26 protein-coding genes are annotated in these 25,419 nt (G+C 36.7%); 16 read left to right on the plus strand and 10 right to left on the minus strand.

All coding sequences use genetic code 11. The features are described 5' to 3' along the window. Positions 1-4: 4 nt before the first annotated feature. The 5 genes from CVT08_RS07220 to pheS all read right to left on the minus strand — a co-directional run bounded on the left by CVT08_RS07220 (position 5) and on the right by pheS (position 7,178). On the minus strand, positions 5-1,681 hold the full coding sequence (locus CVT08_RS07220; protein WP_103572093.1) for a 30S ribosomal protein S1: 1,677 nt from the start codon (positions 1,679-1,681) through the stop codon (positions 5-7). Positions 1,682-1,761: 80 nt separating this feature from the next. Then, positions 1,762-2,586, minus strand: a complete 825-nt coding sequence (locus CVT08_RS07225; RefSeq protein WP_107856027.1) for a 4-hydroxy-3-methylbut-2-enyl diphosphate reductase — start codon at positions 2,584-2,586, stop codon at positions 1,762-1,764. Beyond that, the gene (gene aroA / locus CVT08_RS07230) at positions 2,576-3,853 is read right to left on the minus strand and encodes a 3-phosphoshikimate 1-carboxyvinyltransferase (RefSeq protein ID WP_107856028.1); all 1,278 of its coding nucleotides are present in this window, start codon (positions 3,851-3,853) and stop codon (positions 2,576-2,578) included. Before aroA ends, CVT08_RS07225 begins: the two co-directional genes overlap by 11 nt. Beyond that, positions 3,850-6,186: a phenylalanine--tRNA ligase subunit beta gene (gene pheT / locus CVT08_RS07235; protein ID WP_107856029.1), complete on the minus strand. Its 2,337-nt coding sequence runs from the start codon at positions 6,184-6,186 to the stop codon at positions 3,850-3,852. The genes aroA and pheT overlap by 4 nt, the downstream gene beginning before the upstream one ends. Further along, complete coding sequence (gene pheS / locus CVT08_RS07240) at positions 6,183-7,178, minus strand: phenylalanine--tRNA ligase subunit alpha (RefSeq protein WP_103652136.1); 996 nt, start codon at positions 7,176-7,178, stop codon at positions 6,183-6,185. The genes pheT and pheS overlap by 4 nt, the downstream gene beginning before the upstream one ends. A gap of 118 nt (positions 7,179-7,296) precedes the next feature. Between pheS and CVT08_RS07245 the strand changes: the two genes are divergently transcribed. Further along, positions 7,297-7,650 (plus strand): histidine triad nucleotide-binding protein, encoded by a 354-nt coding sequence (locus CVT08_RS07245; protein WP_004317216.1) that lies wholly within the window; start codon positions 7,297-7,299, stop codon positions 7,648-7,650. A 55-nt stretch (positions 7,651-7,705) separates the two neighbouring features. Here the strand turns inward: CVT08_RS07245 and CVT08_RS07250 are convergent, their stop codons facing one another. The 4 genes from CVT08_RS07250 to CVT08_RS07265 are packed head-to-tail and all read right to left on the minus strand — an operon-like array spanning position 7,706 to position 13,569. Further along, positions 7,706-10,585 (minus strand): histidine kinase, encoded by a 2,880-nt coding sequence (locus tag CVT08_RS07250; RefSeq protein WP_107856030.1) that lies wholly within the window; start codon positions 10,583-10,585, stop codon positions 7,706-7,708. Next, positions 10,575-11,309 carry a hypothetical protein gene (locus tag CVT08_RS07255; RefSeq protein ID WP_021089652.1) on the minus strand — a complete coding sequence of 245 codons (735 nt, stop codon included), beginning with the start codon at positions 11,307-11,309 and terminating at the stop codon, positions 10,575-10,577. Before CVT08_RS07255 ends, CVT08_RS07250 begins: the two co-directional genes overlap by 11 nt. Continuing rightward, positions 11,306-13,123, minus strand: a complete 1,818-nt coding sequence (gene uvrC, locus CVT08_RS07260; RefSeq protein ID WP_107856031.1) for an excinuclease ABC subunit UvrC — start codon at positions 13,121-13,123, stop codon at positions 11,306-11,308. The genes CVT08_RS07255 and uvrC overlap by 4 nt, the downstream gene beginning before the upstream one ends. Next, positions 13,117-13,569, minus strand: coding sequence for a hypothetical protein (locus CVT08_RS07265; RefSeq protein WP_103635377.1), 453 nt, complete (start codon positions 13,567-13,569; stop codon positions 13,117-13,119). The genes uvrC and CVT08_RS07265 overlap by 7 nt, the downstream gene beginning before the upstream one ends. 30 nt (positions 13,570-13,599) lie before the next feature. Here CVT08_RS07265 and CVT08_RS07270 point away from each other — a divergent pair, with 30 nt between their 5' ends. The 3 genes from CVT08_RS07270 (at position 13,600) to guaA (ending at position 16,812) form a co-directional block, all read left to right on the plus strand. After that, on the plus strand, positions 13,600-13,767 hold the full coding sequence (locus CVT08_RS07270) for an LptM family lipoprotein (protein WP_012001408.1): 168 nt from the start codon (positions 13,600-13,602) through the stop codon (positions 13,765-13,767). A 113-nt stretch (positions 13,768-13,880) separates the two neighbouring features. Beyond that, entirely contained in the window at positions 13,881-15,269 is a 1,389-nt protein-coding gene (gene nhaD / locus CVT08_RS07275; RefSeq protein ID WP_107856032.1) for a sodium:proton antiporter NhaD, read from the plus strand. Positions 15,270-15,279: 10 nt separating this feature from the next. After that, entirely contained in the window at positions 15,280-16,812 is a 1,533-nt protein-coding gene (gene guaA / locus CVT08_RS07280) for a glutamine-hydrolyzing GMP synthase (protein ID WP_107856033.1), read from the plus strand. Positions 16,813-16,969: 157 nt separating this feature from the next. Here guaA and CVT08_RS07285 read toward each other — a convergent pair whose 3' ends face one another. Further along, entirely contained in the window at positions 16,970-17,572 is a 603-nt protein-coding gene (locus CVT08_RS07285; protein WP_107856034.1) for a helix-turn-helix domain-containing protein, read from the minus strand. A gap of 161 nt (positions 17,573-17,733) precedes the next feature. On the opposite strand from CVT08_RS07285, the gene CVT08_RS07290 reads away from it, so the two are divergent. From CVT08_RS07290 to CVT08_RS07330, 12 genes are all read left to right on the plus strand, one after another. Then, positions 17,734-17,925, plus strand: a complete 192-nt coding sequence (locus tag CVT08_RS07290; protein ID WP_107856035.1) for a hypothetical protein — start codon at positions 17,734-17,736, stop codon at positions 17,923-17,925. An 11-nt stretch (positions 17,926-17,936) separates the two neighbouring features. Further along, positions 17,937-19,007 carry a site-specific integrase gene (locus CVT08_RS07295; protein ID WP_107856036.1) on the plus strand — a complete coding sequence of 357 codons (1,071 nt, stop codon included), beginning with the start codon at positions 17,937-17,939 and terminating at the stop codon, positions 19,005-19,007. A 10-nt stretch (positions 19,008-19,017) separates the two neighbouring features. After that, positions 19,018-19,401, plus strand: coding sequence for a plasmid mobilization protein (locus tag CVT08_RS07300; protein ID WP_107856078.1), 384 nt, complete (start codon positions 19,018-19,020; stop codon positions 19,399-19,401). A gap of 89 nt (positions 19,402-19,490) precedes the next feature. Then, the gene (locus CVT08_RS10195; protein ID WP_199906309.1) at positions 19,491-19,979 is read left to right on the plus strand and encodes a hypothetical protein; all 489 of its coding nucleotides are present in this window, start codon (positions 19,491-19,493) and stop codon (positions 19,977-19,979) included. Between the two features lie 138 nt (positions 19,980-20,117). Next, positions 20,118-20,414 carry a hypothetical protein gene (locus CVT08_RS10200; protein WP_199906308.1) on the plus strand — a complete coding sequence of 99 codons (297 nt, stop codon included), beginning with the start codon at positions 20,118-20,120 and terminating at the stop codon, positions 20,412-20,414. Next, positions 20,411-21,157, plus strand: coding sequence for an AAA family ATPase (locus CVT08_RS07310; protein WP_199906307.1), 747 nt, complete (start codon positions 20,411-20,413; stop codon positions 21,155-21,157). The genes CVT08_RS10200 and CVT08_RS07310 overlap by 4 nt, the downstream gene beginning before the upstream one ends. Beyond that, positions 21,115-21,372 (plus strand): hypothetical protein, encoded by a 258-nt coding sequence (locus CVT08_RS10205; protein ID WP_199907302.1) that lies wholly within the window; start codon positions 21,115-21,117, stop codon positions 21,370-21,372. Before CVT08_RS07310 ends, CVT08_RS10205 begins: the two co-directional genes overlap by 43 nt. Positions 21,373-21,708: 336 nt before the next feature. Next, positions 21,709-22,089, plus strand: a complete 381-nt coding sequence (locus CVT08_RS07315) for a plasmid mobilization relaxosome protein MobC (RefSeq protein WP_007590795.1) — start codon at positions 21,709-21,711, stop codon at positions 22,087-22,089. Then, complete coding sequence (locus CVT08_RS10210) at positions 22,089-22,667, plus strand: relaxase/mobilization nuclease domain-containing protein (protein WP_199906305.1); 579 nt, start codon at positions 22,089-22,091, stop codon at positions 22,665-22,667. The genes CVT08_RS07315 and CVT08_RS10210 overlap by 1 nt, the downstream gene beginning before the upstream one ends. Before the next feature lie 35 nt (positions 22,668-22,702). Further along, positions 22,703-23,548: a hypothetical protein gene (locus CVT08_RS10360; RefSeq protein WP_199906304.1), complete on the plus strand. Its 846-nt coding sequence runs from the start codon at positions 22,703-22,705 to the stop codon at positions 23,546-23,548. 120 nt (positions 23,549-23,668) lie between these two features. Further along, entirely contained in the window at positions 23,669-24,637 is a 969-nt protein-coding gene (gene dcm, locus CVT08_RS07325; RefSeq protein ID WP_159070988.1) for a DNA (cytosine-5-)-methyltransferase, read from the plus strand. 2 nt (positions 24,638-24,639) lie between these two features. After that, the gene (locus tag CVT08_RS07330; protein WP_199906303.1) at positions 24,640-25,419 is read left to right on the plus strand and encodes a hypothetical protein; all 780 of its coding nucleotides are present in this window, start codon (positions 24,640-24,642) and stop codon (positions 25,417-25,419) included.

Here is a 25,419-nt window from a genome sequence, read left to right on the forward strand (position 1 = left end):
TATACTAGCGTAATTGTTCTTTTATAATATCGCCAAGTGTTACTTTGTCGTCGTTATCGTTGATCTCATTTAACACTTCACGCTCTTTTTGTTTTGCTAAACGGCGTATGCTTAGGCGAATTCTATTTTTCTTCTCATCGATAAATGCGATAGCAGCCTCGATTTCATCGCCGATCTTTAACGTGCTAGCATCTACACTGCCTAGATCTTCTTTGCGGATTAGCGCATCGACGTTATCGCCAAGCTCAACAAATACGCCAAACTCTTTAATGTCACGGATCGTTCCTTTTACGATGTCGCCTACACTAAATTTATTAGCAAATGCCTGAACTGGACTTTGTTTTAGATCTTTTAGGCTTAGAGAAATTTTTTGCTCAGCGCTGTCGATTTTGATGATCTTTACCTCAAGCTCGTCGCCAGCCTTGAACATATCTTTACATTTGTCATTTCTATCCCAAGATGCATCTTCATTGTGCAGCAAGCCCTCAACGCAGCCTACTCTAACAAATGCACCAAAATTTGTGATAGTTGTCACAACGCCTTTTACTACATCGCCCTCTTTAAATTTAGCTTTAAATTCATCAAATGGCTTTGGAAGTAAATTTTTAAGGCTCACTCTTAAACGGTGTCCTTTTGCGTCTATTTCGATAACCTCAACATCGATCTCTTGGCCTTCGCTGATGTGATCTTTTGGATTTTTGATATTTTTGTCCCATGAAATTTCAGATATATGTAAAAATCCTTCAATATCATTTCCAAGATCGACAAATGCGCCATAAGGCTCGATGTTGCTAACTGTTACTTTTATAGTGTCGCCAACTTCTAGGCCGTCGCTTATGATCTCTTCCCAAGGATCTGGAGTAGCTGCCTTGATAGATAGAGATAGGTGGCGTTTTTCGTTGTCATAACTGATAACTTTAACTAAAACTTTATCACCTTCTTTATATAAAGAGCTAGGATTTACCGGGCCTTTATAGCTTATCTCACTGTAGTGAACAAGTCCGTCTACGCCGCCAACATCAACAAACATACCATAAGTTGTAATTTTCTTAACTGTGCCCTCTATAACGCTATCGTTTTCTACTATGCTTGATAGGGCTTCTTTGCGTTTTTTGCGGTCGTCATCTAAAATTTTCTTTCTTGAGACAACTATGCTGTTCTCTTCTTTATCAACTTTTATAACTCTTACTTTGTATGATTTTCCAACTACGCCCTCAGCGTTTTTAAATCCACTGTGCGTTCTTGGCAAGAAAAATTCTACGCCATTTGCGTCTTGAGTGATAAAACCACCTTTATTTTTTCCAACTACTTTTACATCGATTTCGCCAGAATTTTCAGGATCGTAAGCTTCGATGAAAGCTTTAACTTTCTCTTTTCTAAGTGCTTTTTTGTGCGACACTATAGGTCTTCCATTTCTTGATCCAGTTATTACAACTTTGATCGTATCGCCAACTTTATGCGTCAGGTTGCCGTTTGCGTCAGTGATCTCAGAAACATTTAAAATGCCTTCTGACTTCTTGCCAACGTCGATTAAAACCTCATCACCATTGATACTGACGATCTTTGCGTCACTATCTTCTTCAGTCTTTTTAAAAGACTCCTCTAACATCGCAGCAAAATCGATATCTTCGATATCTTCGTCTTTTGCTTTTCCTAATTGAACACTTTTGTTCACAGCCATCTTGATCCTTTAAATTTTATTATGCCAGTAGCGGCAAATTGGCTTATTATAGTTAATTGTGGCTTTAGCTAGGATAAATTTTATACTTTTTTGATTCTATCAACGACTTTTTGTATGATCCAGTCAGGCGTGCTAGCACCAGCACTTATGCCACACAAATTTTTGCCATCAAACCATGATTTTTCAAGCTCTTCTTCGCTTTCTATAAGATAGCTATCTTCGCAGAAATTTTTAGATATTAGGTAGAGTTGTTTTGTATTTGAGCTGTTTTTTCCGCCGATTATTATCATCACATCAGCTCTTTTTGCTAAATTTTTAGCGGCCTCTTGGTTTTCAAATGTCGCATTGCAAATCGTGTTAAAAACACGCACCTCTTTTACATGAAGCATGAGGTAGTTTGCGATCTGCATAAATTTCTCAACTTTTCTAGTCGTTTGACTAACAAGTGCGACCTTTTGCTTAAATTTAATGCCCTCTAGCTCGCTCTCTTCAAGCACGACGTAGACGTTGCCCTTGGCATATGACTTCACCCCTTTTACTTCAGGGTGGTGTACGTCGCCAAAGATCACTACATCATAGCCCTCTTCGCTCATTTTTTCACAAATTTGTTGTGGCTTTGTCACAAACGGACAAGTTGCGTCGATCACTTTTATATCAGTTTTTTTTAACTCTGCAAGGTCGTTTTTAGTGATACCATGAGTGCGGATGATCGCCTTTTTCTCGTCTTTTAGCTCGCTTATACCTTCAAGCGTCTTTACATTGTAGTTTTTCTCAAGCCTGTTTATCTCTTCGTTGTTGTGGATGAGCGGACCGATAGTTGCGGCATCTCCAGCATTTTCAGCTATCTTTATCGCCCTTTTTACACCAAAGCAAAATCCATAACTACTAGCAAGCTCAATCTTCAACTCTAGCTCCCATTTTCTTTAAAATTTCAGCAAAATTTGGAAATGAAGTGGCGATGAATTCGCTCTTTTCTATCTGCATGCCACATCTTAGCCCAAGTATGGCAAAGCTCATGGCGATCCTGTGATCTCCGTGGCTATCAATAGTGGCAAATTTAGCCTCAGAGCCATTTATGATAAAGCCATCTTCAAGCTCGCTAGCATCGATACCGCACTGCTTTAGCGCATTTATCGTCACAGCTATCCTGTCACTCTCTTTTACGCGAAGCTCCTTTGCGTTTGTTAGCTTGCTTTGACCCTTAGCGCAGGCAAATGCGATGGCTAAAGCTGGGGCTTCGTCGATGAGCCACGAGATATTTCCGCTAACCTCTACGCCTTTTAAATTTGGCGAGTACTTGACCTCGATGTCGCCGATATCTTCATATTTGCTTGAGGTTTTATGAAATTTTATCTCAGCGCCCATTTTTTCTAAAACTCTGTAAGCTTCGATGCGAGTTTTATTTAGTAAAATATTTTTTAAAATGATATGCGAATTTGGGATGATTAGAGCTGCAACTGCAAAGAAAAATGCCGAGCTTGGGTCATTTGGCACGTCTATATCAAGTGGCGCAAGTGGCGATGTCATCGGCTCCAGAGTGATATCTAAGCCGTCACGCTTTATATCAGCTCCCATGCCAGCAAGCATACGCTCAGTATGGTCTCTGCTTAGCTCTGGCTCGCTAAATTTGCAGCCATTTGAGTAAAGAGCTGCCAGCAAAAGTGCGCTTTTTACCTGAGCTGAGGCGATCTTGCTCTCAAAACTAAATCTTTCAAATTTCGTCCCTCTTATACAAAGTGGAGCGTTGTTTGCGTCGTTTGCGCCATCTAGCTTTGCCCCCATCTCATTTAGAGGTTTTGCTATCCTTGCCATCGGGCGAGAATTTAAATATTTATCGCCACTTAGCACGAAAAAACCCTTCTGTGCGGCTAATAAGCCCATAAAAAGTCTCATCGCCGTGCCTGAGTTGCCACACTCTAAAATTTCATTTGGCTCTTTTATCTTTTGTGGCGGAGTAATTATTATCTCAGCTCCGTTATCTTCGACATTTGCACCTAAGAGCTGAACGATCTTTAAGGTATTTAGCGTATCGCCTGCTCTTAGATAGTTTCTAACGCAAGATGGCCTGTCACTTAAAAGCGAAAATATCGCACATCTATGTGAGATAGACTTATCAGCCGCGATGTCGTCTATGGTTAAATTTAGACTTTTTTCTAATGGATAAATTCTCATCTTATACCGATATTTAGTTTCTCTTTTAACTCGCTTAAAATTTTATCCATAAGCGCGTTTATATCGTCATCTTCGAGCGTTTTTTCCATATCTTGGAATGTAAATTTAAGGCTAAGGCTAATAGCGCCGTTTAGTTTTGCATCTTTATAGATATCAACCGGCAAGAACTCTTTTAACTCTTTTAAATTTAGCCCTCTTATGCACTCATAAATTCGTCCAGCCTCGAAATTTTCAGGTACGATGAGACTAAGATCTCTTGTCGTGCTTTGAAATTTAGAGTATGGCACTGCAAGGATTGGCTCAAATTTAAGCTTTACAAAATCAATCTCACAAATATAAGTTTTAGGCAGATCTCTTTTTGCCTCTACCCTCGCATCAACTCTGCCGATATAGCCGATCTTTTCGCCATTTTGATAGATGTGTGCTTGTTCGTATGGGCTAAGATATGAGATCTCTTGGCAAGGTTTTAGCTCAAATTTGCCTATTACATTTTGCACCATCGCTGCAAATGCGTAGAAATTTGCCTCCTCGCCCTTTGCGCCGTTTATCAGTGTTGGCTCTTTTAAGAGACCTGATACGACAAAGCCTAAATTTATACCTTGATTTGCATTTTCGTCAAAAACTTCGCCAAGCTCAAAAAGTCTAACTGAGCGTTTTGAGTTTTTGATGTTTTTCTCGCTTGAGCTTAGAAGGTGATTAACAAGTGCTGGTCTAAGCGTGTTTAGCTCGTTGTTTATAGGATTTAATATCTTGATCTTGCAAGGTTTGAAATTTAGCTCACTTAGCTCATCAAGGCTGTCAAATACGTAGTGCACGCTTTCAAAAAAGCCATTATCGGCTGCACGGCGCCTTAAATTTAAAGCATTTTTATAGTCAAAATATGTCTTATTTAGCCTATTTTTCTCTGCGAAATTTAGCGGCGTTGAGGCGATATTGTCGATGCCTATTATCCTTACGATCTCCTCGCAGATATCATGAGAATTTACGATATCGTGGCGAAATAACGGCACTTTTACATTAAAGCTCTCTTGCTCGACATTTACGCTGATCTCAAAGCCAAGTTTCTTTAAAATTTTAACGACATCGTTTCTTGCAACCTCTTGTCCGATCATATTTTTAAGCTCGCCAAGTGAGATGCTTAGCGTGATAGGCTCGGTGTTTAGAAGTGATTGCTGTGAGCCTGCAAAAAGGCTTAGGCTATCTTTAAAGCCAGCTAGCCTTTTAAAAAGATAGTCCGCCCCGTAAGCTAAATTTGGCTCGCTACCACGGCTTGAGCGATAAACCTGATCGCCTTTTGGTAAATTTTTATTTTCAAAAATGGCTTTTGAGACAACATCTGGTTTTACATAGCTAGCCTCTACCAAGATCACCTTTGAACCCTCATCAACCCTAGCCTCATCACTTTGGTAAATTCCAGCAACGCCTAAATTTTTATCCTCACAAAAAACCACGCACTCGCCATTTTCGCCATTTTTGATGTCAAAAACAGCTTTTTCACCTTCACCCACAAGCTTAGTGTGATCATAAGCTCTAAATAAAACGCCCGTGCAAAATGTCGCGTATTCAAGCAGTCTTTCTACTAAATTTGTCTTTTGGCAATCAATTAGAGCTAGCCTCAAGCGAGTTAATAAATTTTCACTTAATGCATTTTTTAGCTCAAATGCTTTATACAAAAACGAGCCATTTACCTTATCTTCTGTTCGCACAGATGCGATCCTGCCAATGCCTAGTAAATTTTCACTATCTTCATTTTCGTGACTATCTTTCATATTTAGATCAAGCGCGGTGCAAATTTCTCTTGCGATGCCGTGTAAATTTTGGCAGTCGCCCCTATTTGCTGTGACATCGACCTCGATGATCACATCTTTAAACGCTTCAAATTCACCAAGACTTGTGCCAAGTTTTAGCTTGCCGATACTCTCATCAAGTGGCAAGATGCCGTCATTTGTCTTAGGTAGTCCTAGCTCAGTTGAAGAGCAGATCATACCGCATGACTCGATGCCTCTTAGTTTTGCCTTTTTGATCTCAAGACCATTTGGCATCGTAGTACCAATGAGCGCAACTGGAACAAACTGACCAGCCTCGACGTTTTTAGCACCGCAAACTATCTGAAGCGTTTCGCTACCAACATCAACTTGACAAACGCTTAGTTTATCGGCGTCTGGGTGTTTTTCTCTACTTTTTACGTAGCCCACCACAACACTTTTTGGTAAATTTATCTCTTTATAGCTATCAACTTCTAAGCCGATAGAGTTTAATGTCTTTGAAAGTGTCTCGCCGCTAACCTCGCTAAGGTCGATCCACTCGTTTAACCAATGCTTTGAAATTATCATTTAAACTGCTCCAACAATCTTAAATCTCCCTCAAAAAGTGACCTTAGATCAGGCACCCTATGAAGCAACATCGCAAATCTCTCAACTCCAAGGCCAAAGGCATATCCGCTTACATTTTTATAGCCAACCGCCTTAAATACATTTGGATCGACGACGCCGCATCCAAGCACCTCGAGCCAAGTAGTCTGCTTGCACACCCTGCAGCCCTTGCCGTGGCAGAATATACAACTAATATCAACCTCAGCGCTAGGCTCCGTAAATGGAAAGAAGCTAGGGCGAAAACGCACTTCAACGTCGCCAAACATGTGCTTTAAAAAGCCCTCTAGCATTGATTTTAAATTTGCAAAGCTAACTTTCTCAGCGTCCTCCACCACAAGGCCCTCAACCTGGTGAAACATCGGTGTATGCGTTAAGTCCATATCACGTCTAAAGACAGTGCCAGGCGCTATCATGCGGATAGGTGGCTTTTGATTTAACATAGTTCGCACCTGAACTGGGCTCGTATGCGTCCTTAAAAGTCTAAAATCATCCAGGTAAAATGTATCTTGCATATCCCTTGCTGGGTGGTATTTTGGTAAATTTAGCGCCTCAAAGTTGTGAAAATCATCTTCTATAAGCGGCCCAGTCTCGAGCGAGAAATTTAGAGCTAAAAAATATTCAATTATCTTATCCATCGTGGCCATCACAGGGTGCAGTGCCCCGCTAGCAACAGGCTCGTTAAAAAGAGTGATATCAGCGGCCTCTTTTTTCATTTTGTTATCTATCTCTTGCTCGCTAAGCTCGGCCTTTTTAGCTTCTATAAGCGCGCTTAGCTCATCTCTTTGCTTGTTTAAATTTGCTGCAAATTCCTTTTTCTCATCCTCGCCAAGCTCTTTTAGCTTTGCAAAACCTTGCGCCAAGATGCCCTTTTTGCCAAAAATTTCTACCCTGACCTTCTCTAAATCATCAAGAGTTGAAATTTCATTTTTGATTTTATGAATGAAATCTTGCAATTTTTTACCTTTATGAATTTTTGCATCGATTTTATAGAAAAAGAGTTAAAATCAAGATAAAAAGCGCGAAATTTAAGCACACTTTGATATAATTTCTCAAACTTTCAAAGGAGCTAAAATGACCATATTTGAAAAGATCGTTGCTGGTGAAATTCCTTGTAACAAAGTGCTTGAGAGCGAGAAATTTCTAGCTTTTAACGACATCAACCCAAAAGCGCCGATCCACATCCTCATCATCCCTAAAAAACACTACAAAAACTTCCAAGAGATGGACCCAGTTTTGATGGGTGAGATGACTAAATTTATCCAAGAAGTGGCGAGCTTAATGGGCGTTGATAAGAGCGGATACCGTCTCATAACAAACTGCGGTGAAAACGGCGGTCAAGAGGTCATGCACCTACACTTTCACCTACTTGCTGGCGCAAAACTTGGCTGGAGCGAAGGCGTAGCTGATCCACAAAGCACATTTTAAAAACAAAATTTAGACTCTTTTTGAGTCTAAATTCTTTAAATTTTCACTTCAAATCTCAACTCTTAAATTTTATAAACTTAAAGTTGTTCTTTAGTTCATTTTGGGTCGAATTTATCTCGCTAAGCTCTGATTTTACGAAGTTTGTAAGCTCTATCTTGCTAACGCTTGGAGATAGGATTTTTATATATTCTTTTTGATTTTTAAGCTCCAAGTTGTTGCTAAAAAGTAGCACTCTAGCATCTAGCTTTAGTCCCGATCTAAGCTCAGATATCGTGGCTATTAGCTCTTTTATATCAAAGCCCTCCGCTGCTTCATCCACAAGTGCTAGCGAGCAAGGTTTTGTCTTTATCTTTATCAAAAGCTCGCTAAAGCTATTTGCGATCTCAAGCGTGTTTTGAAACTCGCCAAGAGCGCCAGCAAATATCTTATTTTCAAGCTTCGTACTCTTGTAAATCACTATATTTTCATTTTTGCTAAAGTATCTATTTTCTTTGCTTGGCTTATAGTTTTTGATAAATTTAGGCAAAATTTGATTTAGATCATCTTTACTAAAAGGCTTTCTGATCTTCTCATCAAAAGCAGGTAGCAGCTCTCTTTCAGGGATATTTGAGGTGTTTGAGACCACAGCGACTAAATTTATCTTCTCTTCTTGAAGCGATCTTATCTCTTTTACGAAATTTGCCACGCCATTTTCAAAAAATGAAGCATCGATAAAAACCGCGTTAAATCTATTTAAAAGTAGTGCTTGCTTAAGCTCTTTATGGCTGCTAACGCCTATGACTTCGCAGTCTAAGAAGCTAAAAGCGCGCGAAAACATCTCAAGACTAAGCGGATTTTTATCGCATAGTAGAAAGAGCACTTTCTCTTCAGTCAAGCTCTCGCCCCTATTTTTCTCCATATAGACAAGCCGCGCAACGCTAAGTGGCGTGAGTGGATCTTTTAGCAAGACCACATTTTTTATATTTATATTTTTACTAGCACTCTGCCTTGCAAAGACGATGTCGTAGTTTTTCGCTAGTGCTTGGTTGTTTGAGATGATATTTTGAAACCTAAGCCCCATATCTTCTAAAGTGGCTGCGAAAAATTCATTATATTTTGCATTTATATCAGGCAGATACGCGATCCTTAGCTCGTGATTTAGGCTGAAATTTTGCAGTTTTTGCACCTTTTTTAGGCTAAGGATAAATTTAAATTCATTGCCAGCTCCGCCAAGCGTGCTTATGTCAAGGCTTGAGTTAAAAAGCTTTAGATAAAAGCCGGCAAGTCTTAGATAAAACTCGCTCTCTTCGTCATTTATCTCATTTTCATCTTCTGCGTTTAGTGCTTTTATCTGCTCTTCATTTATGAAAATTTGATTTGTCCTTATCTTTGTTTCGATTAGCAAAAGACCACTTTGGCTAAGAGCGTCGCTGACATTTTTTATCTCCACTATCAAGTTGGCAAATTTATCGCATTTTGTCACGACAGCTTGCATGATAGAACCAAAGACGACGCTTATCTTCTCGCTATCGCCCTCTAGCTCGTCGCTAATGTTTGCATCAAGATAGGTTAAGAAATTTAGCTTTTTTTCTTGCGTAAAAGGCATCTGCGCTTCAAGGATGTTTGAAAACAAAATTTGTGGGTTAAATGGCTTTAAATTTAGTCCAACTTCGCCATTTTTGCTATCAAGCAAGCCTTTTATATTGCTATAATTTAGCGCGATTATTTGGCTATTTTTTTCTAAATTTTCAAAAAGAAGCTCATTTTTTACCACGTTTTCATCTTTTTTTAGGGTAGCGACCGAGCTTAAAATTTGCTCTTTTGAGAGGTAAAATTTCTTATTTAGCCTAACTAGTAGCCTATCTTTTATCGCTGTAAAGCTTCTTTCTTGCTCATACTTTTGAAGTAGCTCTTTATATAGGGTTATGAAGCTTTCTATTAAATTTTGTGGATTTCTATCCCCTCTTTTTAAAACCTCATCTCTTACAAGCTTCATTTTTTTGTTTAAAATTTCTAGAGCTTTTAGCCAGATGTATGTTTTATAGCCAGCGTAAAAGAGCCAAAGCGATAGAAAAAACATCAAAAATATTAGACTAAGCACCTTTACTCTAAAGTTATCATTTAGTCTCTTTAGCTCGTCACTTAAGACATTTGCTATCTTGCTAAAGAGCTTGGCTCTATTGCCTTCAAAGGTATATATCTGCAAAATTTCATCACGTGTTAGCTCATTGTTTAGCCTTAGCTTAAGGCGGATCTCGTCATAGCCCTGCGTGGTCTCTATGTTTTCAAGCCTATCTATATCTCTTATTATGTTGTCTTTTATGTCGCCATTTGGGAGTAAATTTGCATTTATATCGTTGTATTTAAGGCTATCTAGAGATTGTTTTAGCGAACTTTCGGTAATTTTTTCTTTGCCCATAAGCACAGCCAAGATATGCTCTTTTGTGGTATTTACATTTTGAAGCAGCTCATAGGTTCTAAGTAAAGAGAGTATATGACGCTTGATATCAATGTCTAAAGCAACATCTCTAAATAAAATTTGCCCACTTTCAACAGCAGAATTTGCTAACTCAACAAAGCTAAGAAACGAGAGATTAGAGCTCTCCCAGCTTGCATTTGCGTTTTTTAAAACCTCATTTAGCCTATCTCTCATTCTTATGTCATCTGGTGTGTTAGAAAGGCTATTTAATAAATTTTTTACTACCAAATTTTTAGCAGCATTTGCCTCTCTTAAAGCCATCTCATCTTGTGGCGACCTAGTTTTTTCATATCTTTCGTAAGCAATTCTTTCTGAAACGATAGCATCTGTGACTTTTCTTATTAAACTTTCTCTTTTTACCTCGCTATTTATGCCATAAGAGATCTTAAATTTATCAAAGTAGAGCACGCCATTATAAAAGCAAGTGATAGCAGCCAAAAATATCGGCAAAAGAACCAAAAATTTACTAACCCTCATGGCCAAGCCTTTTTGAAAATTTATTGCAAAGCGTGCTTATTTCGCCTAGTCTTTCATTGATATGAGCGATCTTTTTCATTTTGTTTGGTCTGGTAAGTAGCGCATCGAAATTTGCCACAAGCGGAGTGATCTTTAAATTTAGAGCCGGCTCTTTTAATATCTTTATGCTCTCTTCTAAAAATTTAGTATCTCTTGCTTGCACCGCACTTTGGATAAAGATCATCTTGTCTTTTGCCTTGCTTAAAAATATACCAAGGTAGGTCGCAAACTCGCTTTTGCTTAAATTTAAAAAGCTAGCCGTCTCGCTAAACCAGCTCTCGTTTAAAACCTCTTCTTCTTTGTCTAAAAGCTCTTTTTCATCTACCTTTAAATTTGGCAAGCGAAGCTTTGTCTTTGCTTTCATCGCAGCTTGTTGGTTTTGGCTGTAAATTTCTGTTTGATCTAGGATTAGAAGCTCGAAATACTCTTCGTTTTTTACTGAGCTGATCTTTGAAAATTTAAGCGTCGCATTTAAAATTTTGCCGTTTTTAGTCTTTAAATTTACTCTTAAATTTGGTCTTTTAGCTAGATAATCTATAAAAACTCCAGACTCTTTGTAGTCTAAAACTAGCTCGTCAATGTCTTTATGCTCGCTTAAAAACTCCCTTATATCTTTAAATTCAAGCAGACCAAGAGAGATATCCCCCATCGCTAAAATTTGACCGTTTTTGTCGTATATTATCACTTCAAATTTCCTTCTTTGAGCGTTAAAAGCTTTGCCGCTACGCTTTTGTTTATTATTTTTGCCACTTCGTCTAAATTTGCTTCGCTGATTTTATCAAAACTTCCGTAAAAGCTGATTAATTTTGCGATACTGCCCTCAGATACGCCAGCTTGTCTTAGCACTGATCTTTGCATATCGTTTTTCTGCCTTGTTTTTCTGTGAAAACTGATGACAAATCTATGGCTCTCATCGCGCATTTTTTGGAAAAACTGCAGCTTTTTATCACTCGTGCTTAGGCTAAAACTGCCATTTTTTGTATAAATTTTATCTTTCGCCTCGCCTTTTGCGCGGTGAGCTTTGGCGTCTATTTTCTCTTTTGAGATAGCGATCACATCGACGTTTGCGCCACTGCTTGCTAAAATTTCGCAGGCTAAGCTTAAAAGTGCTTCGCCACCATCAATGACCCAAAGATCAGGCGGACTAAGCTTGTCAAACCTAAGTGCTCTAGCAGTGAGGCTCTCTCTCATCTGATCGTAGTCGTTTTTGGAGCCAAGATGCATGTGGCGGTAGTTTTGCTTCGCCCACTCGCCATGCTCATAGCGCACCATCGCCCCGACACTCGCCTCGCCAAAAAGGTGTGAGTTGTCGTAAGCTTCGACCACGTAAGGCGTGTGAGCTAGATTAAAATACTCTTTTATCTCGTTTAGTAGCTCGTTATCGTGTGTTTTTAGGTATTTTTCGATGCTAACTTCAGCGTTTTTTGTAGCGATCTCGCAAATTTTACGCTTATCGCCTATTTTTGGGCAAGTGATGCTAAATTTACGCCCAAATCTCTCGTTTAAAATTTCCTCCACCAGCTCGCTATCTTCAAAGCTTTCATTGACGTAAATTTTGGTGCTGATTATTGGCTGACCAGCGATGAAGCTTTTTAAAATGGCCTGCTTATAAGCCTCGTTTATCTCGTCTTTTTGAGCGTTTTTAGCTTGCGTGATATCGGTTTTTACGCCTGTTATCTTGCCACTTTGCACGCTAAATCTCACCGCGCAGATCATATCATGCACGCAAGCGACTGAGTAGGCCTCAAAGTCCTCAAGCTTGGCTAGATCAACTTCAACCTTTGTTTGCATATTTTTAAGCGTTTGCATCTTATCTCTAGTCGCGGCTGCTTGCTCGTAGTCTTCGGCTTTGGCGTAGTTTAGCATGAGCTCTTCAAGGCGAGCGATTAGCAAATTTGGATTTTGCAAAGCGGCTGTAGCGTCAGCGACTATTTTGGCGTAGTTTTCTTTTGAAATTTTACCCTCACATGGGGCGTAGCAGCGTTTTAGCTGGTAAAAAAGACAGGCTTTTTTGCCTTTGATGCAAGACTTTTTCTGAACTAGGTTGAAATTTAGATAAAGCGCCTCAAGAAGCTCTCCTGCTCCACTAAAATATGGCCCAAAATAGCGTATATTTGAGCCTTTTACCACCTTTCTGGTGATCTCAAATCTCGGAAATTCATCGTTTAAATTTATAAAGATATAAGGGTAGGTCTTGTCGTCACGAAGCAAGATGTTGTATTTTGGCTTAAGCTGCTTGATGAATGAATTTTCAAGTATGAGCGCGTCTGCCTCGCTTGGTGTGACGATGTATTCAAGATGCACGGCCTCGCTTATCATTTTTGAAATTCTTGGGCTTAGCTTTTCAGCTGGGGCTAGGCTTGGAGTAAATTTAAAGTAGCTTTTGACCCTGTTTTTTAAAATTTTGGCCTTGCCGACATATAAAAGTCTGTTTTGTGCGTCAAAATATTGATATACACCAGGCTCATTTGGAAGCGTTCTTATCTCGTCTATTAGCATCTTGCCTGCTCGTTTTTCTTTAGCAAAATTTCTCTTAGCTCTTCAAATTTCTTATAAATTTGCTCATTTGTGGCTAAATTTTTAAACTCACCCTTGCTTGCTGGCGTGATAAAATTTGACCTTTGCGTAGGTTGCGGCGTGAAAAATTTTAGATATTTGCTCACGATAAATCTTATATTTTCTTCTTTTTTATTTTTTATGTAGTTGATCTCACTAAGAGGTTTTGACTTGATGACGCTTGCAAAAATGCTATCTTTTTTGACCTTGCAAAATGTTTTTAATAACTCTTTTATATCATTTATACTACTATCACGTCTAAGCTCCAAAAGCCCTGAGGGATGAGTGAGAACGAAGGTTAATATACCTTCTCTAACGTAGCAAAAAGCTATGTAAAATCGCTTTGCTTTACCCATGAGGCGCAGAAGCTCTCGGCACTCGTCTGCCATGCTTAATTTTTCTTTATACAAAGGATTTTCGTGGATAGCATCTATCATAAATTTGGCGTCTTTCATAAGGCAATCTTATCATCTTTTATTTTAATTTTCGCTCTTTTTGCACTTAGTGGTTGCGGCTACAAGGACGATCCATTTTATGGCGATGCACCTGTAAAAGAGAAAAAAACTGACAAGATCAATAAAATTTGATCTTAAATTTGGCGTAAGATAAAAATGTAATGCAAGCTTAATAAATTTAACTAACCTAAATTTTAGGCTCATTTAAGTAAAATACGCAAATTTTTATCTTACAAGGAGAGTATATGAGGTTATTTGGACTTCTAGGCTTGTTTTTTGCTTTAGCCTTTGGTGCTGATGGAGAAGCTGCGGCTATTGACTTAACTACTACATGGGCGGGAATTTTATCGCTTATCATTTTTGTTGTTGGATACTTTTTCATAGCAGCAGAAGAAAATTTTCACATCGACAAGGCAAAACCTGCCATCTTTATCGGCACTTTTATGTTTTTGCTAATCGGCGTTTATATGCTTATAAATGGCATGGATGTGCATTTGCTAGAGCACGAGGTAAATCACCTGATCTTAGAGATAGCTCAGATCGTTTTTTTCTTGATGGTAGCGATGACATTTATCGAGGCACTTGTTGAAAGAGATGTGTTTAACGCACTTAAATACAACCTAGTTTCAAAAGGCTACACTTACAGAAAGCTATTTTGGCTAACTGGAATTTTAGCGTTTTTCATTAGCCCAGTGGCTGATAACCTAACAACAGCGCTTATCCTATCAACCGTTCTTTTAACGATAGATAGAAATAATACAAATTTCCTAGTCGCAGGTGCGATAAATATCGTCGTAGCAGCAAACGCAGGCGGAGCGTGGAGTCCATTTGGCGACATCACTACACTTATGGTTTGGGCAGCTGGCAAGTCACCATTTTTAGACTTTTTTGCACTTTTCCCAGCTTCATTTATCGGCTGGTTTGTGACAGCGTTTTTACTTTCACGCATCGTGCCAAATACTGCACCTCATTTTGATGTGGCAAATGAGCCAAAAGTGGTTATGAAAAAGGGTGGTAAAGCGGTTATCTTCATAGGTGCATTTACTATCTTTTGTGCAGTTATGATGCACCAGCTATTTCACTTGCCAGCGATGTGGGGCATGATGTTTGGCTTCTCACTACTTAGCCTTTATACATATTATTTCAAAAAAGCTCACAAAGACGAAGAGCCTATGAATGTCTTTCACTATATGTCAAAGATCGAGAACAACACGCTATTTTTCTTCTTTGGAATTTTAGCTGCAGTTGGCGCTCTTCACTTTGCTGGATTTTTAAATTACGCTGTGTCACTTTATGATAAATTTGGCTCAACACCTGTAAATATCGGTGTTGGCTTCCTCTCAGCAGTCGTTGATAACGTCCCTGTTATGTCAGCTGTGCTAAAAGCAAATCCAGCCATGGGAGCTGATGTAGGCGAGTCTATGAGTCAGTGGCTACTTGTGACACTTACAGCTGGTATCGGCGGTTCGATGATTAGTTTTGGCTCAGCAGCTGGCGTTGGAGTAATGGGTAAATTAAAAGGAATTTATACCTTTGGTGCGCATATGAAATATGCATGGATGGTAGTTTTGGGATACATCGTATCACTCATTGTTTGGTATGTGCAGTTTGAAATTTTTCATATCTACTTTTAAAAGGTTATAAATGAACAATACGATTATAGTTTTGGACTTTGGTTCGCAGTATACTCAGCTAATAGCTAGAAGGCTAAGAGAAGAGGGAGTTTATACTGAAATTTTGCCATTTAACGCAAAACTAAGCGATATAAAGGCGAAAGATCCAAAAGGTATCATTTTAAGTGGTGGTCCAGCTAGCGTTTATGCTAAAGATGCTTACTTTTGTGATAATGGCGTTTTTGAGCTAAATATCCCTATACTTGGCGTTTGCTACGGTATGCAGCTGCTTGCTCACACGCATGGTGCTGAGGTTTTAGCAGCTGATCACAAAGAGTACGGCAAGGCTGAACTTAGCGTCGTAAAAGAGCACGATCTTTTTAAAGATACACCTTCAAAACAAATCGTATGGATGAGCCATAGCGACTATGTAAAAGACCTACCAAAGGGCTTTGAGTCGATTGCAGTCAGCGAAAATTCGCCTTATTGTGCTTTTGGTGATGATAAACGTAAATTTTATGCGATCCAGTTTCACGCAGAGGTACAACACAGCGAGTATGGCACGCAAATTTTAAAGAATTTTGCTAAATATATCTGCGGCTGCGAGAGCACTTGGAATATGGGAAGCTTCGCTAAAAATAAGATAGAAGAGATAAGAAAAACAGTTGGTACTCACAAGGTGCTTTGCGCGGTTAGTGGTGGCGTGGATAGCTCTGTGACTGCAGCACTTTTAGCAGCCGCTGTGCCTGAAAATTTGATCCTTGTTTTTGTCGATAACGGACTTCTTAGAACAAACGAAAAAGAACAAGTTGAAGCTACATTTAGAACAAAGCTTGGCGTTGAGCTAGTTAGCATAGATGCGAGCGAGACATTTTTAGGTCGCTTGGCTGGCGTCGTTGATCCTGAGAAAAAACGCAAGATCATAGGCGAGACATTTATAGAAATTTTTGAGCAAGAGGCTAAAAAGCATGGCGATGTAAAATTTCTAGCTCAAGGCACTCTTTATACTGACATCATCGAAAGCTCAGTCGTTGGCTCAAGCAAGACCATAAAGAGCCACCACAACGTTGGGGGCTTGCCTGATTGGATGACTTTTGAGCTGATAGAGCCTTTAAGAGAAATTTTTAAAGACGAGGTTAGAAAACTAGGACTTGAGCTTGGACTAAGCCGCGAGCTAGTCTTCCGCCATCCTTTCCCTGGACCTGGTCTTGCGATCCGCATCATGGGCGAGGTGAATAAACCAAGCCTTGAGCTACTTCGCAAAGCCGACGTGATCTTGCGCGATGAATTAAAAAGTAGTGGCTGGTATAACAAAACTTGGCAGGCATTCTGCGTACTTTTAAATGTAAATTCTGTTGGCGTAATGGGCGATAATCGCACCTATGAAAATGCTGTTTGTGTGCGCGTGGTCGATGCGAGCGACGGCATGACTGCAAGCTTTTCAAGGCTTCCTTACGACCTACTTGAAAACGTAAGCCGCCGCATCATAAACGAAGTAAACGGCATAAACCGCGTAGTTTATGACATCTCAAGCAAGCCACCTGCAACTATCGAGTGGGAATAGTTAAAAACAGGCTCTAAAGCCTTATAAATAGCCACTTTGTGAGCCTTGTGCTTGCAAAATGCTTGCAAATTTTAGAAATACGTCACCTGAAGAATAATTCTTTGGGTGATTTTTTTGTATTTAAAAATGCTACAGGGAGTTCCCATAGCATTTCTTTTTATAGCAAATTATTTTCTTTCAAATACTCGATTCTCTTCTTTAAAATCTCATCACGGCTCAGTTCTTCAAATTCTTTCTGTGTAAGTGGTAGAGAATAATACTCTACGGATTTATTTTTCATAGAATCAAACTGTTCTTTTGTAATAGAGTAGGACTCCAAGTCAAACAGATTATCAGACAATTCTTTTAGGATATTACATACGTCAGCATTAAAAGCGTGTTCTTTATCATTACCATAGAACACAAGCTTAACATTCCATTTATTTTCATCAGTTTCAATGTCATTATCAGGGAATTTATCTTCCACAATTATTTCAAATCCGATTTCTTTTTTCATTGCCAGTTCATACATAAATAATACAAAATCTCTCATGCTTGAAAGACCGAAAGTATAGTCACTTCTTCCGGCAAGCCAATCTAAAGATACATTGCATTTATCGGCAATCTCTATAAGCACATCTATTGTAGGATTATTTTTTCCGTTTTCGTATGCAGACATGGACGGTTGAGGGATTCCTAAAAATTCTGCAAACTCCTTTTGTGTTTTTTTATTTATAGAACGAAGATATTTTAATCGTTCCGATACAGTTTTATTGTTCATATTGCATTCTTTTATATTTATTATATCTTATTATATCAAATCGTATACTAAAAATAAAGATAAATTCTGATAAAAATTATAAATAACTATTGACATCTGCTATATAAATCAGTATACTAATATATATCGTAAGTCTAAATAAATGAGAAAGGAGGAAAAATATGAGAAAGATGTATGTTGATGCTGATGAAGTCAGCAAAGATTGGGGAGTTTCCAAACCCAAAGCATACAAAATGATAAAAGAATTAAATGAGAGAATGATAAAAGACAATCCTAACCTGATAGTGATTGCAGGTAAGGTTAATCGAAAATTTTATGAAGAAAACTGTTATGGACAAACGAAGGAAGTATAGGAGGTGATGATGTGTCAGCCAGCAAGGATAAAGAAAGAGGCACATGGAAAATCTATTTAAGGTATGTTGATTGGCAAGGGATGAAACAGATTCACACAAAGCGTGGATTCGCTACAAAGAGAGAGGCTTTGGAGTATGAACGAGAGTTTTTGGCAAGTAAGTCGAGAGATTTGAATATGCTTTTTGAGTCATTTATTGAAATCTATTTGAATGATTTAAGACCGAGAATTAAATACAACACCTACTTAACAAAGGTGCATATTATAGAAACGAAAATAATACCTTACTTTGCCAAAAAATCTATAGCTGAAATAACGGCTCCGGATATTTTACAGTGGCAGAATGAATTACTTAAAAAATCTGATAGTGAAGGAAAGTCATATTCTCAAACTTATTTAAGAACGATTCAGAATCAATTAAATGCAATTCTTAACCATGCAAATAAATATTACGGATTAACAAGCAATCCCGCTCATAAAACAACTAAGATGGGAAAATCAAAGGCACAGGAAATGTTGTTTTGGACGAAAGAAGAGTATGAAAAATTTGCTGAAAGTCTTAAAAGCAAACCTGTCTCATATTATGCCTTTGAGATACTTTATTGGTGCGGCATTAGAGAAGGTGAATTGTTGGCATTGTCAAAAGATGACTTTAATCTGGAGAAGAAAACTCTAACAATTACTAAATCATTTCAAAGGTTAAAAGGAAAAGATTATATTACAAGTCCAAAGACAGAAAAAAGTAATAGAACAATTCAATTACCACAATTTCTATGTGATGAAATGTCAGATTTCTTTGAAATGCATTATCATCTGAATGCAAAGTCAAGACTCTTTAATTTTACAAAATCATATTTACATCATGAAATGGATAGAGGCTGTAAATTATCAGGAGTAAAAAGGATTAGAGTTCATGATTTAAGGCATTCTCATGTTGCTTATTTGATAGAGCAGGGTTTTTCTCCTGTGGTAATTGCAGAAAGATTAGGGCATGAAAGTATCTCGATAACCTTAAACTATGCACATTTATATCCGTCAAAGCAGTTGGAAATCATTGAAACGATAGAGAAAGAAAGGAATTAAATTGATTAAGATGAGTAAGATATTTAAAAGAGAAAGTCTACAGTCAAAAGGTAGAAAACTGAAAGTCGATAAAAACAGAAAAAGAAATATTATAGTGAATTTTAGAATGTCTCCGGAAGAAAAAAGTTTATTGGAAGAGAAAATAGCATTATCGGGATTAAACAAACAGGATTATATGATTAAAATGAGCTTAAATCATGGTGTTGAAGTATTTGGAAATATAAGAGTGTTTGATGAATTAAGAACAAAATTGAAGATGCTTGAAGAATATTTTAAAAATGTTAATTTGGACTGCGATATGGATGAAAATAAACTTGAACTTCTTGCATATATTCTGGAAATGTTTGAAACGGTAAATAGAAATAAAAATGACTCTACCTACGGCAATAGATAGAGCCAAGAATCAACCTGATAAGATTGCAACTCTTAAAAATATTTTATCAGGTTATACTTCTATTATCAACAAAAATATGGAGGTAAAAAATGATAAACAAAGAAAAATATATTAACAATATTCCGCAGGAATTAAAAGAACGTAAACAGTGGTTATGGTTCAAGATTTACCATAACGAAGATAAAAACGGAAATATAAAAATGGTGAAGATTCCAATCAGTCCAATTACTTGTGAATCGAATGAGTGGAACAAAGAAGAAAACTGGACAAGTTTTGAAACAGCCTCAGAGGGACTAGAAAGAAGCGGTTGCAACGGACTATCATTTGTTTTAACTGAGGATGATCCATTTGTCTGCATTGATTTAGATAATGTTAAGGACAGGTTTGAGGATGTTCAAGACATCATAAGTGATTTTAGAGAAACATATAAGGAAATTTCTGTATCAGGAAATGGAGTTCATTTATTTGCTAAGGGAATAATTCATAAGAATATCAACAATCAAACTGATCATTTTGAAATGTATAAGTCAAATAAGTGCATTGCTATGACAGGTGATGTTATAGGAACTTGCACATAAGTACATGATGAACAGTATAAGCTGAAGCTTTATTATGAAAAATATACTCTTAAAGAAACGATAAGAGAACGAATTTCCTATTATAAAAATATAGATAGTGATGTTCCTGATATAGAGGACATTTTAAAGGCAATCTACATGACTAATCGCAAAGGCAGAGAGCTTTTTAGAGGTGAATATTCTACAGGTGATGCAAGTAAAGACGATTTTCAATTACTTCTTATCTTAAACAGCTTTACACATGGAAATGCAGATTTAATGCTTGAGATCTTCCTGAAATCAGCATTGAACCGAATGGGTGATATGAGTAAGAGAAGAACTGTGGCTGCGTATATTAAATACTTAAATCAAAGTATTCAAAAGGCACAGGAAGTTGGCGGAACGAATTATTGGGATTATAACTATCACAGAAAAACAAGGGAGGCAGTTCGTTGAAAGCATATACAATAAACACTGAGTTTGATGCCTCTGATAAGTATATTGTTGATAACATTATTGCAAGAAAAAGCATTACATTGATTGTAGCCTCACCTAAAAAAGGTAAGACGGCATTAGGACTGAATCTTGGGATATGTATCAATGAAGGAATTGATTTTCTTGAAAACAAGGTGCGTAAAACAAATGTTGTTTACTATTGTAACGAACTATCCGGAAAACTTATTCAAGAAAGAATTAAGAGATTAGATATACCTTGTTCAAACACTATGAAATTTTATGAAGGCACAAGTTATGTAGACTTTGATGAGTTTGAAAAAATTATAAAATCTGATGTTGAATTGGGTTATGAGGTGTTCGTAGTTGATACCTTTTCTAAGATAAAATATGACAGAAAATATAATGCCAATGATTACAATGATACCTATGATGTTATGGCAAAGTATTATGAGCTTATAGAAAAATATGGTTGCACTTTTATTATGATGTATCACACAAAAAAGGATTCATCTATCAAAAGTGTGAGTGAAAAAGTGATAGGTTCTCAAGCATTATCGGGTTCAGTAGACACTATAATAGCTATAAATAAATCATCGGAATTTGATACAGAGTTTAGCTTAGATGTAACCAGTAGGCTTTTTGAATCAAGGGTATATCAAGTAAAATTCATCCATCGAAAAAAATATTGGAGTTTGATAAAGTGGATCCGATTGAAATGCTGGAACCGTCCATTCAAAGATTAGTTCAACTTATGCCTAAATTAAAAGAAATAGATGGAACAATAGTTGATATTTGCTCAAAGATAAAATTAGAGATAGAAAATCCGCAGCAATTCGGCAAGACCTTAAATCGTAATAAAGAAGTTCTCAGAAAAAATGGAATCAGCATTACAATGAAGCGAGGCAAAAACAACAATAACTATCAAGTTAAATATAATTCAGAGGATGTGATTTATTAAAATGCCGTTCAAACCGTTCGTACCGTTTGATGTTTCGTATATAAGAGAATGTCGTACGGTATGAACGGTGCAAACGGTAAATGAAGAATTTACATCTATTTTTTCTGTGCAAGTTAAAGATGAATTTATAAAAATCATGAATTATAGGTAGATAGCAAGCATATACTTTTTGACCACAGTCCAAAAAGTAGACTTGTAAGCTGCAAATTCAGCTTAATCAATTTTACCCTCGCCTAATTATCTCAGCAACTCAAATAAATTTTCGTTGGAGATAATTGGCTGGGACAGACCCTAGGGAGAACCCTAAGACCCCAAAGAAGAAAGGAGATGTAAAAAATGTCAAAGAGTGTTAATAGAAAAAATAATTGTACCATTCATTTTATGGTGAATGAAGAAGATATTAAGGAACTTAACCGAAGATTTGCATTAACAAATTTTAAGAATAAACGAGAATTTTACAGAGACAGTATTTTTAAAAATAGAATTATCAGCATTGATATATCCGGGGAATTTAGAAAAGAATTAAGGGAATTATCTTCTCTTGTCAGTCGTAACTCAGCGAATCTGAATCAGATTGCAAAGGCAGTAAATAGCACAGGAGTTATTTACAAAGATGATATTGAAGGTATCAAGAAAGCTTTACAAGGGGAACTACTTTTTCTATCAGAATTTAGAGAAAAAGTTTCGGATTATATCATCAATGAGGTGATCGGCTGATGGCTGTTACTAAAATACATCCGATTAAAACTACTCTTAAAAAGGCGATAGACTATATCTGTAACGGAGACAAGACAGATGATGAAATCTATGTTACAACGCACCTATGCAGCAGAGAAAATGCTCATAAAGAATTTGAACTTACAAAGAAGCAGTTTAACTCAAAAACAAAGACTTTGGTTCATCATCTAATTCAATCCTTTGTTCCTAAAGAAGTTAGTTTTGAAGAAGCCCATCAAGTGGGAATTGAACTTTGCGATAAGATTTTAGAGGGGAGATATGAGTATGTTTTAGCTACTCATATTGATAAAGATCATATTCATAATCATATCATTTTCAATTCCATAGATGTGGATGAGGGCAAGGTATATCATTCCTATTACGGTTCCTATATGAACATCAGAAATCAAAGCGATAGGCTTTGCAGGGAACATAACTTATCTGTGATCGACCAAGAAACGCAAAAAGAAATCAACGAGATTAGGCGAAGAAAATATGTGAATTGGTACGACTGGAATGAAGATAAAAAGGAAGTAGCTATAAATCAAGGCTTCAATTTGATATTGATAGAACTATAAAGCAGTCAATCAATTGGCAGGATTTTTTATCAAAAATGGAAAGCTGTGGTTATGAAATTAAACAAGGAAAACACATAGCTTTCAGAAGTAAAAATCAGCAAAGATTTACTAGGGCAAAGACAATTGGAGTTAATTATACTGAAGAACGGATTAAGGACAGAATCCTAAATAAAGAAAAAGAAATTGGCAATATCATTGATATTAAGAAGAACGAAAAAGCAAAGTCGAGCAAAGGATATGAACATTGGGCAACGAAACACAATCTTAAAACAGCGGCTTCTACGCTTGTTGAAATCAGGGATAAAGGTTTTAACTCAATGGAAGAATTGGAGCGTGGTATTAGTCGAATAGCCAATGAAAAGAATGAACTAAGACAGGAATTTGACAAACTTTCATGGGAACAAAAGAGGATAAAGGAAGTTGTAAAGCATATTCAAATCTGCATCAGCAAGCGAGAACACTATGAAGGCTATCGTAAAAATCCAAATGATAAAATTTATATGATGATGAACAGAAAAGATGTAGAAGCCTATCAGAAGTCTTATGAGGAAATAGATGTTTTTCTTAAGCAATTTCCACACTTGAGACATACTGTAGTAGGAGAGTTAAAGACAAAATCAAGTAAAAATCTTTTCAGGAAATTAAATGAGCATTCTAAAGAATTACAAGCTAAACAAGAAGAGATTACGAAGAATCATAATTCATTAGCAGTGCAATATGATGAATTGGAGCATTTAAAAAACAATATGAATGATTATCTTGGTAGGGATAAAACTGAAAAGAAAAAGGAATCGGTTATTGGTGCAATTAAGAGGCGTCAGGCTGAAGATAAAGAAAAACCAAAAGAAAAGAAAGAAGCAAGCAAAGAAGCTGAGAGATAAATTTATGGTCGGTGTGGTCTTAGGACTGCACCGATTATTTTTTTATGAAAAATAGCTCTGGAATAGATTTTTCATGGCTGGTATAATAAAAGATAATAGTTTTTGAAGTGGGTGATTAATATGGAGGTAAATACCTTTTTTGATTTTTGCTCTGGAATTGGTGGAGGAAGATTAGGATTAGAAAGATGTGGATTAACTTGTGTGGGATCTTCTGACACAAGTAGACTTGCAAACAGAACATATGATTTATTATTTGATGATAAAACGGATATTAATTATGGTAATTTAAAAAGAATAGATTGTAACAACATTCCAGACTTTGATGTTATGATTGCTGGATTTCCGTGTCAAACATTCTCTGTAATTGGTAGGCAAGAAGGTACGAAAGATCCGAGAGGTCAGATAATTTATTACCTTATTGACATTCTGGAAAAGAAGAAACCAAAGATTTTTATTTTTGAGAATGTAAAAGGACTGCTGACACACGATAAAGGTAAAACATTTAATGATATAATTGGTACTTTATCTAAATCAGGATATTCAATTTACCATAAAGTGCTGAATAGTATTGATTACGGTGTTCCACATATGAGACAAAGGATTTATATTATAGGATTTGAAAATTCTTTGGGAATAGCAGACTTTATTTGGCCGGATGTAAAAGAGCGGGTTCAAATTGATTCATACTTTAATCCAACTGACAATTATATGTTGGAAGAGGATTATAAGTGGTTTTCATCAAGATATCTGAATAACGAAAAAAATATTGGTAAATTTAAATTGGAAGAAATACTAGAAATGAATAATGTGGTAGTAGATACTAGAATGTCTGATTTGCGTTTATATCATAATAGAATGCCAACTTTAAGAGCACATAGGGATGGTGTCTATTATGTTAGAGATAAAAAAATATACTATCTAAAAGGTGAAGAAGCTTTAAAATTTCAAGGTTTTGATGATTGTTTTATAAAAAAAGTGTCTGGTAAAGTAAGTAATCGTCATTTGCTTCAACAGGCAGGAAATGCAATGACAGCAAATGTAGTTCAAAGTATTGGCAAAGCTATTTTAGATAGATTGGAGGAGGTATAACAATGAGTTGGAGAACTTTTGAAGAAGAGTGTACAGCATATTTAAATGAAAAATATGGAATTAAATTTGAACAACAAGGAGAATCTGATTCAACTGTAAGCGATATACTTTATCGCGGGGAGAGAAAAGCTTTTTATATAGAAGCGAAAATGCATAGTGCTCAATGCGGGCAATTTGTATTATTGCCAGATTTAAAAAACGGTGTATTCAGGTATTCTCCTAAAAACAAAACAAATGAAAATGAATATACCAGAATGATTGTTGATTTTATGGATAGTAATTTTTATGAATTTTGTGATTCAGGAACAGCTGGATTAGATATTAATATGCCAAAATCAGTATTTTATAATTGGATAATTAATTATTATAAAGAAAAAGGTGCAGAATTTTTTATAACTAAAGATAGGGGGGAGTTTTTGATATTTCCCATAGATCAATTCCCTAAATACTTTAATGTGACAGCGAAGTATAGAGAAAAGAAGAGTGGTTCATCCAGCTTAAATAATTCTAATAGATTTGATTTCGAGTATGCAATGGGTATTGCAGACATAGATTTTAGCTTTAGCGGGTTAGATATTATTTCTGATAGGTATTTAGATGGAACAAAGGTCAGTGGCGATAAATACGACTATCTTATTAAAGAGAATGGCAGTAATTATAAAGTGAGAAAATTATCTAACACTAGAAATGCAAATGTAATATTTTCAATAGAATTAATGAATTATGATGTTGAACAGCAAAAAAGGGATCTTATTAAGTTTGAAAAGGCAATTAGCAAATAA

This window comes from Campylobacter concisus (genome assembly GCF_003048835.2).
Lineage (GTDB): Bacteria > Campylobacterota > Campylobacteria > Campylobacterales > Campylobacteraceae > Campylobacter_A > Campylobacter_A concisus_D.

What these genes read in the sequence shown, in the direction of transcription:
- CVT08_RS07220 (WP_103572093.1), bottom strand. Translation starts at nt 1,681, where the DNA reads ATGGCTGTGAACAAAAGTGTTCAATTAGGAAAAGCAAAAGACGAAGAT.
- aroA (WP_107856028.1), bottom strand. Translation starts at nt 3,853, where the DNA reads ATGAGAATTTATCCATTAGAAAAAAGTCTAAATTTAACCATAGACGAC.
- pheT (WP_107856029.1), bottom strand. Translation starts at nt 6,186, where the DNA reads ATGATAATTTCAAAGCATTGGTTAAACGAGTGGATCGACCTTAGCGAG.
- CVT08_RS07245 (WP_004317216.1), top strand. Translation starts at nt 7,297, where the DNA reads ATGACCATATTTGAAAAGATCGTTGCTGGTGAAATTCCTTGTAACAAA.
- CVT08_RS07250 (WP_107856030.1), bottom strand. Translation starts at nt 10,585, where the DNA reads ATGAGGGTTAGTAAATTTTTGGTTCTTTTGCCGATATTTTTGGCTGCT.
- uvrC (WP_107856031.1), bottom strand. Translation starts at nt 13,123, where the DNA reads ATGCTAATAGACGAGATAAGAACGCTTCCAAATGAGCCTGGTGTATAT.
- CVT08_RS07265 (WP_103635377.1), bottom strand. Translation starts at nt 13,569, where the DNA reads ATGGCAGACGAGTGCCGAGAGCTTCTGCGCCTCATGGGTAAAGCAAAG.
- nhaD (WP_107856032.1), top strand. Translation starts at nt 13,881, where the DNA reads ATGAGGTTATTTGGACTTCTAGGCTTGTTTTTTGCTTTAGCCTTTGGT.
- guaA (WP_107856033.1), top strand. Translation starts at nt 15,280, where the DNA reads ATGAACAATACGATTATAGTTTTGGACTTTGGTTCGCAGTATACTCAG.
- CVT08_RS07285 (WP_107856034.1), bottom strand. Translation starts at nt 17,572, where the DNA reads ATGAACAATAAAACTGTATCGGAACGATTAAAATATCTTCGTTCTATA.
- CVT08_RS07290 (WP_107856035.1), top strand. Translation starts at nt 17,734, where the DNA reads ATGAGAAAGATGTATGTTGATGCTGATGAAGTCAGCAAAGATTGGGGA.
- CVT08_RS07300 (WP_107856078.1), top strand. Translation starts at nt 19,018, where the DNA reads ATGAGTAAGATATTTAAAAGAGAAAGTCTACAGTCAAAAGGTAGAAAA.
- CVT08_RS10195 (WP_199906309.1), top strand. Translation starts at nt 19,491, where the DNA reads ATGATAAACAAAGAAAAATATATTAACAATATTCCGCAGGAATTAAAA.
- CVT08_RS10200 (WP_199906308.1), top strand. Translation starts at nt 20,118, where the DNA reads ATGACTAATCGCAAAGGCAGAGAGCTTTTTAGAGGTGAATATTCTACA.
- CVT08_RS07315 (WP_007590795.1), top strand. Translation starts at nt 21,709, where the DNA reads ATGTCAAAGAGTGTTAATAGAAAAAATAATTGTACCATTCATTTTATG.
- CVT08_RS10210 (WP_199906305.1), top strand. Translation starts at nt 22,089, where the DNA reads ATGGCTGTTACTAAAATACATCCGATTAAAACTACTCTTAAAAAGGCG.
- CVT08_RS10360 (WP_199906304.1), top strand. Translation starts at nt 22,703, where the DNA reads ATGGAAAGCTGTGGTTATGAAATTAAACAAGGAAAACACATAGCTTTC.
- dcm (WP_159070988.1), top strand. Translation starts at nt 23,669, where the DNA reads ATGGAGGTAAATACCTTTTTTGATTTTTGCTCTGGAATTGGTGGAGGA.
- CVT08_RS07330 (WP_199906303.1), top strand. Translation starts at nt 24,640, where the DNA reads ATGAGTTGGAGAACTTTTGAAGAAGAGTGTACAGCATATTTAAATGAA.